The following is a 15512-nucleotide window of genomic DNA, read 5'->3' on the forward strand; positions in this document are numbered from 1 at the left end:
CTGCCCCGAATGGGCGCGATCCGCGCGGCGAGCCGGGCGGTCCTGCGAACCGGTGACTCGGTGCGCACGCCGCACACCCGCCGGTGCACGTGGCACAGCAGATGAGCCCGCAGAGCACATGGACCGGCCCGAGCGAGAAACCCGGAGCCCGTCATCGAGGTGGCCGTCGAGAGGGACGCTCATGGACCTGGACGCCGTCGCCGACGAGCTGTACGGGCTGCGGCCGGAGGAGTTCGTGGCGGCCCGCGACCGCCGGGTCCGGGACGCCCGCAAGGCCGGTGACCAGGCCCTCGCCAACGAGATCGGCGCGTTGCGGCGGCCGAGCCTGGCCGCCTGGGTCAGCAATCTGCTGGTGCGCCGGCAGCCGGAAGAGGTCCAGCCGCTGCTCGGCCTCGGCGAGGAGCTGCGCCGCGCGCACCGCGAGCTGAACGGAACACAGCTGCGCAGGCTGGCCCGCCGGCGGAACGAGGTGATCGGCGCGCTGGGACGACAGGCCCGGCAGCTGGCCGCGCAGGCGGGGCATCCGGTGGGCGAGGGCGTCCAGCGCGAGGTCGAGGGAACCCTGCACGCCGCGCTCGCCGATCCGGAGGCCGCGCGGGAGTGGGCGGCGGGCCGGCTGGTGAAGCCGCTCAGCTCGATGATCGGGTTCCCGGCGGCCGACGAGGCCCTGCTCGCCCACCGCCCCACTCCCGAACCGGAGCAGCATGCCCGGGGCGGGGGCCGTGAGGAAGAGGAAGACGAGGGCCGGCAGGAGGCCACGGCCCGGGAGGAGACGGCCCGGGAGGCCAAGGCCCGGGAGGAGACGGCCCGGGAGGCCAAGGCTCAGGAGGCCGAGGAACGACGCCGACGCCTCGCCGAGGCCCGCGAGGCCGAGCGGGACCTGCGCGCACACGAGGAGGAGGCCGACACCGCCGCGCGGGCGGTGGAGGAGGCCGGCGCACGGCTGGCCGGTGTGGAGGAGCGGGTCCGTGAGCTGCGGGAGCGGCTGCGGGACGCCGAGCAGGAGCAGCAGCGGGCCCGGGCCGCCGAGCGGGACGCGCGGGACCGGGAGCGGCGGACCGGCCGCGCCGTCCGGGAGGCCCGGCGCCGGGCCGAGAAGGCCGCCGCGCGACTGGAGCGGCCCACCACGGGTGCGGGTTCTCGCGGCTGACGGCGCGCTCCCTCGGCCATGACCACATCCGCCGTGGCCATGGCCGCCGTAGCCTCCGTGGCCCCGTGGTCCTCAACGGTGCAGTGGGCTGCCGCCGGAGCGGCGGAGGCCGACGCCGCGGCACCGCCCGGCGCGAGGGCGAGACCCGCCACGACAGCGAGAGGTCACCTCGCGAGACACGTAACCAGTGCGCCGAGCAGAGCTTTTGATGTCCTGTCAGATGACTGGGACATGAGGAACCGTCAGACCATCGATCCTGCCCGATTTGCCCCTTCCCCGGCTCCACCTCCCAGCAGAGTCGTACGGTTGCGGCCCGACGACGGAGAGGTCGCGGGGCACCTCCACCCCGCCCGGGTCAGCGCCATCAACAGGCCCATGGCGCTGCGGTCGTTGCCGGCGAGGACGGCCGCCGGCAGCGGCGTACCCGCGTCCCGTTCGGCGAGCAGCAGCCGGCCCGCCTCGGTACCGGACCGCTCGGTGTGGCCGCCTGCGATGACGCGCTGCCCGTCGCGCAGCCCGTGCCGGCGCATCGCGGCCCGGTAGGCGCGGCGCCGCTCGGCCGAGCCGGGGCTGCGCCCGCCGTCCATGGGGTCCTCCGGGCTGCGGTGCATCGGCGTTCATGCCGGAGCGGATCGGCAAGGAGCCGGCCGGCTGACCCGTCCGGGGGGCGTGGGGTGCACCCGGCACCGCGGTGAGCGTGCTCACCCGGGCGGGTGCACCCGGACCGCCGTCCGTGGCACGGACGGCGGTCCGTCGTTCGGCAGCAGTGTGATGTTTCCCGTGCGGCGTGAGGGAGCGGGGGCCGGCGGGCAACGTTCCCCTTCATGCCCCACGCGAACCCCCTGCGGCAGGTGATGTGATGACCACGGCGACGACCCCGGCGCTCCGGACGCCACCCGCCCGGACCGGCGCGGCGAGCGCCGGGTCCGGCGCACCGGCCGCCCTGCCGTCTCTCACCGGGCTGCGCTGGATGGCGGCACTGCTGGTGTTCGGACTGCACGTGCACAACTTCGGCTGGTTCGGCGGCACCGGTGGCCGCCTCGTGTCGTGGGCCTTCGGTGCCGGCGCCACCGGAGTGTCGTTCTTCTTCGTCCTGTCCGGATTCGTGCTGACCTGGTCGGCACGGCCCCGCGACCGGGCGCTCGCCTTCTGGCGGCGGCGCGTCGCCCGGATCTACCCGGTGCACCTGGCCACCCTCGCCGTCGCCCTCGTCATGGCGTACACGCTGACGCACCTGGCACGGCCGACGGCGAAGCAGACGCTGGGGAACGCGCTGCTGCTGCACTCCTGGTGGCGCCCGTGGTGGCAGACGCTGAACCCGGTGAGCTGGTCGCTGGCCTGCGAGGCGTTCTTCTACGCCGCCTTCCCGCTGCTGATCCTGCTGCTGCGCCGGCTCGGGGCGCACGGGTCGGCCGCGCTGGGCGGACTGTCGGTGGCGGCGGTCCTGCTGCTGGCCTGGTCGGACGCCCACCACTGGTGGACCTACTCGATCTACTCGTTCCCCGCCGCGCGGCTGCCCGAGTTCGTGCTCGGCGCGGTCACCGCGCGGCTGGTGCTGCTCGGCCGCTGGCGCGGACCCGGTCTGGAGGGCTCGCTCGCCCTGGCCGTCATCGGCTACTTCATGGTTCCGCAGGTCACGCCCGGCTACTCCGCCACCGTGTGCACCATCGCCGGGTTCGCCCTGCTCATCCCGGCGGCGGCGGTCGCCGACCTTCACGGGCTGCCGTCCCTGTGGCGGCGCCGGCTGATGGTACGGCTGGGGGAGCTGTCGTTCGCCTTCTACATGGTCCACTTGCTGGTCCTGCGCGCCGCGACGGAGTTTGTGGGCAAGAAGCCGCACTTCGGCGCCCTGGCGGGGCTCGCGGTCACCGCCGCCGCGTTCACCGTGTCGCTCACCCTGTCCTGGGTCCTGTACGAGGGGGTGGAGCGTCCGGCGCGGCGCCTGCTGCTGCGCCGTCGCCGCCCTTCCCTCCAGCCGGACCCCGCACCGGTCCGCTCCGAGGCCCCGGCACCGGCGCGCGACTGACCCCCGCGGTCGCGGCCGGTCGCACGCACGGGTGACGTCCGCAACAGCGAGGAGAGTCCCGCGGGTTTCGGGGTAGGCGGCTCACCGACACCGGCCCGGCGGCACACACCGGCGGGCCGGCACCACGTGAACGCACCGAAGGAGCCGAATCGACGTGCTCGGGAAGCAGACCAGGACGAGCCGGCGGCCGAGCGCGGCCGGGCCGTCCCCCACCCCTGCCCGCCGACTGGTCCGCGACGCGACGCAACCCCACGCTCCGCACCGCGGCACGGGATCCTGCGGCACGGCCCACGCTCCGGACCACGCCGTGGCGGCTCACGGCCCGACCCGTACGCGGCACCACGGCCGGGGGGCTCCCGGCCACGCCCGCACACCACACCACGACAGCGCGGGCCACCGCCCGGCACCGGTCCCGCACCACGGCACGGCGGCCCATGGCCGAGTCGCGGACCCGCGCCACGGCACGGCGGCGTACGGCCCCGCCCGTCCGGCACCCCCGTCCCCCGGTCGCGCCGGCCTCCCCGTTCGGGACGGCACCCGGCGTCTTGGCCGTCCGGCCGTGTCGGCGCCCGGGGTCGCTGCCCCGGCCCGCCGGCCGATGCCGCGGCCGACTGCGCCGCCGCTGTCGGCGGGGTCCGCGCGGTGTCTCCGGTCAAACGACCCTGACCTGGGGAAAGTTGCCGGGACCGGGTTTGGCCCGGCCGGACGGCGGAGGCTACGGTGGGCGGTCGGCAATGATCGGTACGGGGAGCCGGCCGGCCGGCGGACCTGGCTGTGCGAGAGGAGAGGATGAGAGTGCCCGAGCAGGACGCGGCGGCATCGGCCCCGCAGGTGGTGAGTTCCTTCCTGGAACGGCGCAAGGAGCAGATCGCCCAGCGCTGGGCCGACGCCCCCCTGTTCCGCTCGGTCTTCACCGTCTCCCGTGACGAGGCGGTCGAGGCGTGCAAGGCCGTGGTGGAGGCGCTGTCCGACGTGGCCGTCAGCGGACGGCTGGAGGACATCACGGCGCCCGGCTTCGCGCCGGTGCGTGACCAGTTGGGGCGGATGACCCAGACCCGGACCCGCACCGGATCCACCCCGGCCCAGATCGCCGACGAGGTGGCCGGCCTGCGCGTGCCCGCGGTCGACCTGCTGCGCGAGGAGTTCGCCGACCCCGCCGCCCCGCAGGCCCAGGAGTGCGTGATGGCGCTGACGCTGCTGCTCGGCACGCTGCGCCTGGTGGTGATGGAGACGGCGCTGGACGCGAACGCCGAGCTGATCGAGCGGCAGCGCCAGCAGCTGCTCGAAGTGGCCACCCCCGTCATCAAGTTGTGGGAGGGCACGGTCGCCGTGCCCCTGATCGGGACGCTGGACAGCGCGCGCAGCCAGGTCGTGATGGAGTCGCTGCTGGAGGCCATCGTCGACCAGCGGGCCCGCTACGCCATCCTGGACATCACCGGCGTGCCGACGGTCGACTCGCTCGTCGCGCAGCACCTGATGAAGACGGTGGCCGCGGCACGCCTGATGGGCGCGGAGTGCATCGTGTCCGGGATCCGCCCGGCCATCGCGCAGACCATCGTGCAGCTCGGCATCGACCTGGGCTCGGTGCTCACCCGCGCCTCGCTGTCCGACGCGCTGGCCTACGCGCTGGGCAAGCAGGGCATCGAGGTGTCCCGTGCGGACGCGGGTGCGAGCGCCCGGTGAACCAGCCCACTCCCGCCCAGCCGTCCCAGGTCCCGGTGCTCGCCCTGGGCGACGTCCTGCTGGTCTCCTTGCAGGGCGAGCTGCACGACGGCATGGCCGAGCAGTTGCAACACGACATCACCAACCGCATCGCCACCAGCCGGGTGACCGGTGTGGTCCTCGACATCTCCGGCGTGGACATCGTCGACTCGTTCCTCGGCCGGGTCCTCGCGGAGATCGCCTCCACGGCCGGCCTGCTGGCCGCCCGTACGGTCCTGGCCGGTATGCGGCCCGCCGTGGCGATCACCCTGGTCGAGCTGGGGCTCACCCTGCCCGGCCTGGTCACCGCCCTGGACGTCGACCGTGCCATGGAACTGCTGTCGCAGAGGGGGAGCTAATGCGGTCGTCCGGCCAGGTCTCCGCGACGCGCCTGCCCATCGGCTCGGACGCGGATCTGGCCTGGGTCCGGCAGCAGGTGCGGCAGTGCGCGGCGCACCTCGGCTTCGGTCTGGTGCAGCAGACCAAGCTGGTCACGGCGGCGAGCGAGCTGGCCCGCAACACGCTGGTGCACGGCGGCGGCGGACGGGCGGAGATCACGCCGCTGGACAACGGCCGCAGCCGGGGTCTGCGCATGTGTTTCATCGACAGCGGTCCGGGCATCCGCGACCTGGAACTGGCCATGACCGACGGGTACACCAGCGGCGGCGGCCTGGGACTCGGACTGAGCGGAGCGAAGCGGCTGGTGCACGAGTTCAGTGTGGACACCGAGCCCGGCCGGGGCACGACCGTCACCGCCGTCGCCTGGGTGGCCCAGGTGCCCGCGTCGCGTCCGGGGGTGGGATGAGCCGGGTGTGGGAGATCCCGGTGCACGACTCCACGCGTGTCCGGGACGCCAGGATCGCGGCCCGTGAGGCGTGCGGACAGGCGGGGCTCGCCGCCGCGCGCACGTCGGCCGCGGAGCTGGTCGCCACCGAGCTGGCCACCAACCTGCTCAAACACGCCGGCGGGGGCCGCATGGTGGTCAACCTGGTGATGGCGCCGGTCGGCGGCGGGGAGGACACGTCGGTGCAGCTCTTCTCGCTCGACAACGGTCCGGGCATCCCCGATGTCGGCGCCGCGCTGCGGGACGGCTGGTCCACCGCCGCCGGCTCGCTCGGCGCGGGTCTGGGGAGCTGTCAGCGCAGCGCCAACGCCTTCCATCTGTACAGCCTGCCGGGCCGTGGGACGGTGGCTGCGGCGCGGATCGACCCGGAGCCCGGCCGGCGCGGGACACCGGCGGCACCGGTGCCGGCGGCCGGGATCACGATCGCCCTCACGCAGGCCGAACAGAGCGGTGACGCGTGGAGCTGGGTACGCTCCGGGAGCCTGGTGACGCTGCTGCTCGCGGACGGTCTGGGGCACGGTCCGAAGGCCGCGCACGCCTCCACCGCGGCGGTGGCGGAGCTGAGTCGCACCGCCCATCTGCCGCCGGCCGACATCCTGCGCCGGCTGCACACCGCGCTGCGGCCCACCCGGGGTGCCGCGGTCACGGTCGCCCAGGTGGACACGGACCGGGGGGAACTCAGCTTCGCGGGCGTCGGCAACGTCGGCGCCCGGGTGCGCACCGGGGACTCCTGGACGTCCCTCGTCTCCCATCCGGGGATCGTCGGCGCGTACTTCCCGGCGCACGTGCCCGTGCGCCGGGTGCCGTGGCGCCCGGACAGCCTGCTCGTCGTGCACAGTGACGGACTGCCCAGCCGGTGGCGTCCGCCGGAGGACCCCCAGTTGCTCGCCCACGACCCGTCGGTGGTGGCCGGGGCCATCCTGCGCGACGCGGGCAGCCCGGCCCGCCCCGCACGCGACGACACCAGTGTGGCCGTACTGGCCCCCGACCGCCGGACCAGCGCCCATGACAGCCGCCTCTGAGAACTGGACCATCGCCTCCGCCGCCGACGCGGCCCGTGCCCGTGCCCTGCTGGCGCGGCTCACCACGGACGCCGGGGTGCCCGCGCTCGACCGCGCCCGCTTCCTCAGCGCACTCGGCGCCCGGCTGCGCCGCGCCGTCGACGCCGGCGGCGCGGACCTGGCCGTGACCGCCGAGGCGGACGGGAAGCTGCGGGTCGCCCTGGACGGGCCGGAGCCGTGGCAGCACACGCTCGTCTGCCCCTCCTCCGTGGCCGGCCCGCTGCCCGGCCTCGACGACGCCCCGCTCGCCGAGGCCGTGCTGGGCGCCAACGAGGACACCACCGCCCTGCTGGCGCACCTGGCGGAGCGGGAGAAGCTGCTGCGGTTCCACCGGGAGGAGCTGCACCAGACCAACCAGGGCGTGCTGGCGCTGCACGCCGAGCTGGAGGCGGCGGCGCTGGCGCAGCGTGAACTCCTCGACGCGGAGCGGGCGGCGCGCGCGGAGGCGGAGAAGGCCCGCCGGCTGCTGACCTTCCTGGCCAACGCGAGCGCGGTGCTGAACGCCTCCCTCGATCACGAGGACATCCTGCGCCGGCTGCCCGAGTTGCTGGTCCCGGAGTACGCGCGGCACGTCGACGTCTGGTTCGTGGACGACGAGCGGATCCCGCCGGCCGAGCGGGCGGCGGCCACGGTGACGGCGGCACGCACCGGCCGTCCGCAGCACGCGGCCCCGCACCCTGGTGACCTCCCCGGCGTGGACGACCTGCCGGCCTCCGCGCTCTTCCCGGACCGGCCGCTGCTGTGCCTGCCGCTCGGCGCGCGCACCGTGCAGGGGGTGCTGACCCTGGCGGCGCCCGGCGAGCGTTTCGACCCGGACACCACCGTGATGCTGCTGGAACTGGCCCGGCGGGCGGGCATCGCCCTGGACAACGCCCGCCAGTACGAGCAGCACCGGGACGTGGCCGAGGCCCTGCAACGGGCCCAGCTGACCGAGCTGCCCGCCACCCCGGGTCTCGACCTGGCCGCGCGCTATCTGCCGGCGACGCACGGTCTGAACATCGGCGGCGACTGGTACGACGCGTTTCCGCAGCCGGACGGCAGTGTGCTGGCGGTGATAGGGGACGTCACGGGGCACGGGCTGCGCGCGGCGGTGATCATGGGCCAGCTGCGGACCGCGCTGCGCGCCTACGCCGTCGAGGGCAACGGCCCGGCGCGCATCCTCACCCTGCTGCACCGGATGCTCCGCCATCAGCAGCCGGAGCTGTACGCGACCTGTGCGATCGCCCGGTTCACGCCCGGGGAGCCCGGTGTGGTGTGGGCGGCGGCCGGGCATCCGCCGGCCATCGCGCGCGGCCCCCACGGCGAGGTGCGGGTGCTGGAGACCAGACCGGGGATCATGCTGGGGGTTCCGATGGCGTTCTCGTACGAGGAGCACACCCTGGAGCTTCCGGTGGGCTCGACGCTCGCGCTGTACACGGACGGGCTGGTGGAGCGGCGGTCGGCCGGGATCGACGCGGGCATCGACCGCCTCGCCCAGGCCATGGAGGCGCTCGGCCGGTCGGATCTGGCGGATCTGGACGGGGCGGCCGACGCGCTGCTCAAGCCGATGCTGCACGACTCCGAACACGACGACGACATCTGCCTGTTGCTGTGCCGCACCACCCTTGAGTGAGCGGCCCCGCGCCGGCTCCCGGTGTCGTGGGGGCCGGCGCGGGGCCGACGCTCGTACGGCGGGTCCGGACGAGTGTCCGAACGGCCGTCAGGCGGCGGTCGGGAAGCGTTCCCAGACCCGGTGGGTGCCGAGCAGCTGGGTGAGCTGCTGGAGCGCGGCGGTGGCGGTGTCGTCGGCGACGACACCGGGTGCCTCCAGCGGGATGCCGGCCGCCTCCAGGGCGCTCTGCCCGCCCTTGGCGGCGCCGATGGCCTTTCCGTGCCGGAAGGCTTCCGCCAGCAGCAGCCCCACCCGCGGGTCGGGGGTGGCCTGGTGGCCGTTGGGCTGACCTGCCTTGGCGTCCCGGGCTCCGTAGGCGTCGGCGCCCACGCCGGGGGTGCCGGCCACCAGCAGCGCGTCGAACTCCACGGAACGCGCGGTGGCGTAGGTCCGCTGCACGGTCAGGGCGTCCGCGCCGTCGCCGAGGGTGCCGCCGACCGGTGCGACGATCAGCGGGACCATGCCGCCGTCCAGCACCTGCCGGCGCACGGCCCGTACGCCGTCCAGGTCGCCGTCGGGGCCGGTGACGATGCCGATGATCCGGCCGTCGGTGGGCCAGGTGTGCCCGATCTGGGAGAGGGCGGGGCTGGGCTCGACGTCGGCGAGCGGCACCGTCGGCGCGGGAGCGGGCAGGCCGAGGCCGGCGGCGACGCCCTCGCACAGCTCCGGGTCGATGTTGGCAAGGACGTGCAGGGCCCGTTCCCGGATGGCCTGTTCGTAGCACTTGCCGAGTTCGAAGGTGTAGGCGCCGATGATGTGCTCGCGCTCGGGCGGGCTCATGCTGAGCCAGAACCGGCGCGGCTGGCTGAAGTGGTCGTCGAACGACTCGGGTGCCTCGCGCACCTTGGTCGCCTCCGGGATGCGCACGGGCGTCTCGACGTACGCGCCGTCGAGGCCGGCGCCGGGAGTGAACGGGCAGCCGCCGTCGAGGGAGTTGGGGCGGTAGGGGGCCACGCCCCGGTGCACGGCGGTCTGGTGCATGCCGTCGCGCAGCATGTCGTTGACGGGGGCGTGCGGCCGGTTGATGGGCAGTTGCGGGAAGTTGGGCCCGCCGAGCCGGGTGATCTGGGTGTCCAGGTAGGAGAAGAGCCGGCCGGCGAGCAGCGGGTCGTCGGTGATGTCGATGCCGGGGACGAGGTGGCCGACGTGGAAGGCGACCTGCTCGGTCTCGGCGAAGAAGTTCGACGGGTTGCGGTCGAGGGTGAGCAGCCCGATCGGCCGCACGGGGGCCAGTTCCTCGGGGACGATGTTCGTCGGGTCCAGCAGGTCGATGCCCTCGAAGGTCTGGTCGGGGGTGTCGGGGAAGGTCTGGATGCCGAACTCCCACTGCGGGTAGGCGCCCGCCTCGATGGCGTCGGCGAGGTCCCGGCGGTGGAAGTCGGGGTCGACGCCGTTGATGATCTGGGCCTCCTCCCACACCAGGGAGTGCACGCCCAGCTTCGGCTTCCAGTGGAACTTGACCAGGGTGGTCCCGCCCTCGGCGTTCACCAGGCGGAAGGTGTGGACGCCGAAGCCCTCCATCGTGCGGAAGGAGCGCGGGATGCCCCGGTCGGACATGTTCCACAGGGTGTGGTGGGTGGCCTCGGTGTGCAGGGTGACGAAGTCCCAGAAGGTGTCGTGGGCGCTCTGCGCCTGGGGGATCTCCCGGTCCGGGTGCGGTTTGCCGGCGTGGATGACGTCCGGGAACTTGATGGCGTCCTGGATGAAGAACACCGGGATGTTGTTGCCGACGAGGTCGAAGACGCCCTCGCTGGTGTAGAACTTCGTCGCGAAGCCACGGGTGTCGCGGACGGTATCGGAGGAGCCGCGGGAGCCGAGCACGGTGGAGAAGCGGACGAACACCGGTGTCTCCACGTCCTCGGCGAGGAAGGCCGCCTTGGTCACGTTGGCGGCGGTGCCGTAGCTGCGGAAGACGCCGTGCGCGCCGGCGCCGCGGGCGTGGACCACGCGCTCGGGGATGCGCTCGTGGTCGAAGTGCATGACCTTCTCGCGCAGGTGGTGGTCCTGGAGGAGCACCGGTCCGCGGGGGCCCGCCTTGAGGGAGTGGTCGGTGTCGTGGAGCCGGGTGCCCTGGGCGTTGGTCAGGTAGCTGCCGCTCTGTGCCATCCGCGCCTGGTCGGCGCCGGTCGGCTGCCCGGTCGGCGAGACGGTGTCCGGGCCGCTCTGGTCGGGCTTGGGCGGGTACGGCTCATGGGGGTCGGTCGGCTCGGCGACCGGCGGCGACTTGGGTCCCGGCTTGCCCGGGATGCCGTCCTCGGGGCCCGTCGGACCGCCCTGCAAGGCGTCCGCCACCTTGTCCGCCGCTCGCTTCAGAGGGTTCGTCTCGCTCATCAGTTCCAATTCCTTCGCTGGTCACGGGGGCGGGCCCGGCTGGGGGCGAGGCGGGTGCCCGAGGTGCGGCTGCCCACGCCGGGGCATGGCCGACACCAGGGACGTACCGGGCGAACGTCGAATGGAAAGTCGCATGAGAAGGGGTACGACAGGGTTCGTACCGAGGTCCCCGGGCCGGGGCGTCCGAAACCGGGAACCACGGGGATTTCCGGTCGGGGTGAAGTCGGGCCGTCTCCTGTCGCGTTGCCGGGGCGGGAGGCCCGCCGGACGCGCTGGTCCGGGCCCGGGGACCACCGGCAGGGCCAAGTGCCCCCTGCCGAGGACGTGTTGGTCAGCAGGGCCGGCTTCTTGACCCGGGGCAGGCGGTCACCCGGTGGCCGCCCGCACAGGCCACCCTAGGCGCTGACCCCGTCGGGCGCAGTTCGGGACGGGCATGGGGGTACGGCCTGGAGCACGGCCGCTCGGCCGCCGGTCACGGGCGCGCCACGACCCGCAGGGTCTCCAGGGAGGAGTTCGCCGCGTCCGGGACGAGGAAGCCGTGGGCGATACCGCTGCGCAGGTAGTCGACGATCTCCGCGGTGATCACCTCGCCCGGCGCCACGACCGGCACGCCCGGCGGGTACGGGCTGATCGTCTCCGCGGCGATCCGGCCCACGGCCCGCTCGGCGGGCACGTCCTCGGCGGGACCGAAGAAGGCCTCGCGGGGCAGCACCGCCTGCTCCAGTTCCAGGGCCCGGGGCTCGGGCAGGTGCACGGCGGGCCGCCGCTCGATGGTGTCCGCGCGTTCCACCAGCGAGCGCACGGACTCCACCAGCAGTTTCTCGGTCTCGTCGTCGTCGGCGTGGGTGAGGGAGGCACTGATCCGGCAGGTGTCCGAGCCGCCCACGTCGATGTGGCAGTTGGCCCGCAGCCACTCGGCCGCCTGCATGCCGCTGATGCCGAGGTCGCGTACGTCGACGACGATCTTCAGGGGGTCGAACTCGGCGGCCAGGTCCTGCTGGACCACCTCGCCGCCCATCACCCGCAGCCCCGGCAGCTCGCGCAGCAGGGCCCGGACGCGCTCGGCCCGGTGCAGCGCCGCGTCCAGGAGGTCATGCCCCTGTTCCACCATCTGCCGCCGCCAGCCGTCGAGGGCCGCGTAGACCAGGCTGGAGGCGCTGGTGGTGCCGAGCAGGTCCTCGCGCTGTTTGAGCACGGTGGGCGAGACCCGGTCGTGCTGGAGGTGGAAGACGGAACTCTGCTCGATCGCGCCGCCCATCTTGTGGACGCTGGTGACGACCAGGTCGGCGTCCGCGTTCATGCCCCAGACGGGCAGTTCCGGGTGGAAGGGCAGGTGGGCGCCCCATGCCTCGTCCACGATGAGCGGGACGTCGAAGGCGTGGCAGGCGTCGGCCACCGCGCGCACGTCGGCGCAGGTGCCCCAGTCGGTGGGCGTGATCAGCAGCATGCCCTTGGCGTCGGGGTGTTCGCGCAGCCGGTTGCGCACGTCGTCGGCCTCGGGCGGATGGGCCATGTGCCGTTCGGCGTCGAACTTGGGGTGGACCCAGACCGGCTCCACACCGTTGATGATCACCGCCGCGATGACCGACTTGTGGGCGTTGCGGGACAGCAGCAGCTTCTCCCCCGGTCCGGCGACCGAGCACATCGCGGTCTTCACGGACAGGGAGCTGCCGCAGGTGGAGAAGAACGCGTGCTCGGCGCCGACCGCGTCCGCCATCAGCTCCTGGGCCTGCTCCAGCACGCCCTGGGACTGGCGGCGGTCGTCCAGGCCGTTGAGGCTGAGCACATCGGAGCGGAAGACGTCCAGCCCTAGGATCTCGGCCACCCGGGGGTCGGTGCCGCGGCCCTGCTTGTGCCCGGGTGGTCCGTACGCCACGTCTCCCCGCCGCCGGAACTCCTGCAAAGCCTCCAGGACGGGTACGCGTGAGTGATCCATGGCTGTCCTCCTGAGCTGGTCGGTGCCGCATCCACCGTGTTGCACCGGCCGGGCTCCCCAAACACGCGGCCGGTGTCAGCGGGCCGTTCGGTGGAACCCGGGCCGGCACGGAACACGCCCGCCGAACCCCAGGAGGTCTCGTGTCGCTGTACCAGCGGATCCGGGAGGAGACCGAGCGCCGCGCCGACGCGCTGTGGACCGTGGCGACCGCCCTGCACGCGGACCCGGAGACCGCGTTCGCCGAGCACCGCGCGGCGAAGCTGCTCACGGGCGAGCTGGAACGCGCCGGGTTCGCGGTGCGGCGGGAGGCCGCGGGGCTGCCGACCGCGTTCACGGCCCGTTCGGGCGAGGGCCGGCCGGTGGTGGCCTTCCCCCTGGAGTACGACGCCCTGCCCGGGCTGGGGCACGCCTGCGGGCACAACCTGATCGCGGCGGCGGGCCTCGGCGCGGCACTCGTCACGGAGGCGGTGCGGGACGGCACCGGGGGCACGGTCCTCGTCGTGGGCACGCCGGCCGAGGAGGGCGGTGGCGGCAAGGCCCTGGAGGTGGAGGCCGGGGTCTTCGACGGGGTGGACGCCGCCCTGATGTTCCACCCCGGGGTGTACGACTGGGTGCGGGCGCCGCTGACCGCGCAGGAGCAGTACCGGGTCGGCTTCCGGGGCCGGGCCGCGCACCCGACGGGCAGTCCGACGGAGGGCATCGACGCGCTCGCCGCGCTGATCGAGCTGTTCAACGTCCTGTCGGCACTCGGGCGGCGGCTGCCGGAGGGGTCCCATGTCCAGGGGATCATCACCCAGGGCGGTACGGCCACGAACATCGTCCCGGAGTACGCCGAGGGCCGCTTCGGGCTGCGCGCGGTCACGACGGCGGCCCTGGACGAGCTGGCGGAACAGGTGCGCACCGCCGCGGAGGGGGTGGCGCTGGCGACCGGCACGGCCGTCACGGTGGAACGCGCGAGCGTGCGGTACGAGCACTTCCGGGACAGCTCGGTGCTGTCCGAGCGGTTCGCCGGACACCTGGACCGCGCCGGGATCGCGCTCACCGCGCCCACGCCCGGCGTCTACCTGGGCTCCTCCGACATCGGCAACGTCAGCGGCAGGGTGCCCGCCATCCACCCGTTCGTCGCGATCATGGGCGCCGACGGCTCCGACCACACGCCGGAGTTCGCCGAGGCCGCGGCCTCACAGCGGGCCCGCGGGGTGCTGACGGCGGTGGTGGAGGCGCTGGCCTGCACGGCGGTGGACGTCCTGCGGGACGCGGACCTGCGCGGTCGCGCGTGGGCGGATCTGCTCCTGACGGCGGACTGACGGGCGCACCGGCCGCCGTACGCCCGGCCGACCGGCCCGCCCGTTCGGCCCGGCGGCCGGGCCGCCGGGCGGCGGTTCAGTCCGGCAGGCCGCAGCGGACCTCGCGTTCGTCTCCCCGGTCGGCGGCCTCGGCCTGGGTGCGCGCGTGCTCCAGGGCGGCGGGCAGGGATCCGCGGATCGCCTCGGGCAGCCGGCGGCGCGTCGGCCACTCCACCAGGCCGCGGGCGACCTCCCGCAGTTTGATGTTGGTGTGCTGCGAGATGTGCCGCAGCACCTCCCAGCCCTGCTCCGGACGCAGCCCGCCCACGGTGATCACCACACCGATCGCCTGGTCGACCAGGGCGTGGGAGCCGAGGGCACGACGCAGCTGCTCCACCTCCTCCTGAAGTGCTTCCAGCTGGTCCGTCTGCTCGTCGCGTCCGATCATGCCCTCACCCTCCGCAGCCCGGCCGCCGCACGCCAGCCGCCAGGCGAACAACAGGGCAAGAGGCCGTACGGAAAACGAAAAATCGCAGGTCGACGGGTCGTGGAAGGAGAATTCGGGGGCAGCCGGGGGGACATGGACACCCTGACCTTCGACAGCCGCGACCTGGACGTGACGGAGGATTTCCTCAGCCGGGCCTACGCCCGCATGCGCATCGCCAGCGGGACGCCCGGCTCGACCCGTGCCCAGATCCACCGCGCCGGCATCCCCACGATGAGTGTCGACGAACTCGCGCTGGACTTCGAGATGGCCTACTCGGTGTCGCCGCTGGGCCGGATCTGCCTGTGCGTCGTGCACGAGGGAACCGTGCGCGACCACGGCTTCCAGGGCGTCGAGGACTCCTTCGGCCCCGGTGACGTGGTGCTGTTCGCGCCGCCGGACCTGCCGTACGCGGGCCGCATCTGCAACGCCCGCTACAACATCACCATGCTGGATCCCGCGCTGCTCGCCCAGGTGGCCGGGGACGGCTCGCGACCGGTACGGCTGACCGGGCACCGGCCGCGCTCGGCCGCCGCGGCGCGCCACCTCAGCCGTACGATCGCCCATCTGCGGGACGATGTGCTGTCCGACGCCGAGATCGCGGACCAGCCGCTGATCGCCGCCACGGCCGCCCAGCACCTGGCGGCGAGCGTTCTCGCCGCGTTCCCCAACACGGCGCTGGACGAGCCCGCCGCCCACGGCACCGAGGCGCACCCGGCGGTGCTGCGCCGCGCGCTCGCCTACATAGACGACCACGCGGACCAGCCCGTCACGGTCGCGGACATCGCCGCCGCGGCCCATGTGACGGTGCGGGCGCTCCAGTACGCCTTCCGTCGTCATCTGGACACCACTCCGCTGGCCCAGCTGCGCCGGGTGCGGCTCGCGCACGCCCACCACGAGCTGGTGGCCGCCGACCCCGGCAGCGGCATCACGGTCACGGAGATCGCGGCCCGGTGGGGTTTCCACCACCCGGGCCGCTTCGCCTCCCTGTACCGGGACACCTACCGGAAGGCCCCGCACGAGGCCCTGGCCGGCGGCTGAC

General features: G+C 74.1%; 12 protein-coding genes and 1 pseudogene. 9 read left to right on the forward strand and 4 right to left on the reverse strand.

All coding sequences use genetic code 11. From position 1 onward, the window contains the following. Nucleotides 1-181 precede the first annotated feature (181 nt). Nucleotides 182-1150, forward strand: coding sequence for a hypothetical protein (locus IE294_RS19185; protein WP_189887654.1), 969 nt, complete (start codon nt 182-184; stop codon nt 1148-1150). 312 nt (nt 1151-1462) lie between these two features. Here IE294_RS19185 and IE294_RS19190 read toward each other — a convergent pair. Next, nucleotides 1463-1737, reverse strand: a pseudogene (locus tag IE294_RS19190) (substrate-binding domain-containing protein); the annotation flags it as partial. Nucleotides 1738-2009: 272 nt separating this feature from the next. Here IE294_RS19190 and IE294_RS19195 point away from each other — a divergent pair. From IE294_RS19195 to IE294_RS19220, 6 genes are all read left to right on the forward strand, one after another. Then, nucleotides 2010-3176 carry an acyltransferase family protein gene (locus IE294_RS19195; RefSeq protein WP_189887656.1) on the forward strand — a complete coding sequence of 389 codons (1167 nt, stop codon included), beginning with the start codon at nt 2010-2012 and terminating at the stop codon, nt 3174-3176. Nucleotides 3177-3965: 789 nt separating this feature from the next. Then, nucleotides 3966-4859, forward strand: coding sequence for an STAS domain-containing protein (locus tag IE294_RS19200; RefSeq protein ID WP_189887658.1), 894 nt, complete (start codon nt 3966-3968; stop codon nt 4857-4859). Beyond that, nucleotides 4856-5236, forward strand: a complete 381-nt coding sequence (locus tag IE294_RS19205; RefSeq protein WP_058083291.1) for an STAS domain-containing protein — start codon at nt 4856-4858, stop codon at nt 5234-5236. Before IE294_RS19200 ends, IE294_RS19205 begins: the two co-directional genes overlap by 4 nt. Next, entirely contained in the window at nt 5236-5682 is a 447-nt protein-coding gene (locus tag IE294_RS19210; protein ID WP_189887660.1) for an anti-sigma regulatory factor, read from the forward strand. Before IE294_RS19205 ends, IE294_RS19210 begins: the two co-directional genes overlap by 1 nt. Nucleotides 5683-5687: 5 nt before the next feature. After that, nucleotides 5688-6743, forward strand: a complete 1056-nt coding sequence (locus tag IE294_RS19215; protein ID WP_435858047.1) for a SpoIIE family protein phosphatase — start codon at nt 5688-5690, stop codon at nt 6741-6743. Continuing rightward, a complete protein-coding gene (locus tag IE294_RS19220) occupies nt 6727-8394 on the forward strand; it encodes a PP2C family protein-serine/threonine phosphatase (RefSeq protein ID WP_189887664.1) in 1668 nt (555 codons plus the stop codon). Before IE294_RS19215 ends, IE294_RS19220 begins: the two co-directional genes overlap by 17 nt. Before the next feature lie 87 nt (nt 8395-8481). Here the strand turns inward: IE294_RS19220 and IE294_RS19225 are convergent, their stop codons facing one another. Together IE294_RS19225 and IE294_RS19230 are read right to left on the reverse strand one after the other, a co-directional pair. Beyond that, the gene (locus tag IE294_RS19225) at nt 8482-10764 is read right to left on the reverse strand and encodes a catalase (protein WP_189887666.1); all 2283 of its coding nucleotides are present in this window, start codon (nt 10762-10764) and stop codon (nt 8482-8484) included. Between the two features lie 472 nt (nt 10765-11236). Beyond that, nucleotides 11237-12700 (reverse strand): aminotransferase class I/II-fold pyridoxal phosphate-dependent enzyme, encoded by a 1464-nt coding sequence (locus tag IE294_RS19230; protein WP_189887668.1) that lies wholly within the window; start codon nt 12698-12700, stop codon nt 11237-11239. Between the two features lie 140 nt (nt 12701-12840). On the opposite strand from IE294_RS19230, the gene IE294_RS19235 reads away from it, so the two are divergent. Then, nucleotides 12841-14007 carry an amidohydrolase gene (locus IE294_RS19235; protein ID WP_189887671.1) on the forward strand — a complete coding sequence of 389 codons (1167 nt, stop codon included), beginning with the start codon at nt 12841-12843 and terminating at the stop codon, nt 14005-14007. Nucleotides 14008-14083: 76 nt separating this feature from the next. Here the strand turns inward: IE294_RS19235 and IE294_RS19240 are convergent, their stop codons facing one another. After that, the gene (locus tag IE294_RS19240; RefSeq protein ID WP_189887673.1) at nt 14084-14434 is read right to left on the reverse strand and encodes an ANTAR domain-containing protein; all 351 of its coding nucleotides are present in this window, start codon (nt 14432-14434) and stop codon (nt 14084-14086) included. 132 nt (nt 14435-14566) lie between these two features. On the opposite strand from IE294_RS19240, the gene IE294_RS19245 reads away from it, so the two are divergent. Then, nucleotides 14567-15511 (forward strand): helix-turn-helix transcriptional regulator, encoded by a 945-nt coding sequence (locus IE294_RS19245; protein WP_189887675.1) that lies wholly within the window; start codon nt 14567-14569, stop codon nt 15509-15511. The last annotated feature ends 1 nt before the right edge of the window (nt 15512 follow it).

It is taken from the genome of Streptomyces canarius, assembly GCF_014650735.1.
Lineage (GTDB): Bacteria > Actinomycetota > Actinomycetes > Streptomycetales > Streptomycetaceae > Streptomyces > Streptomyces olivaceoviridis.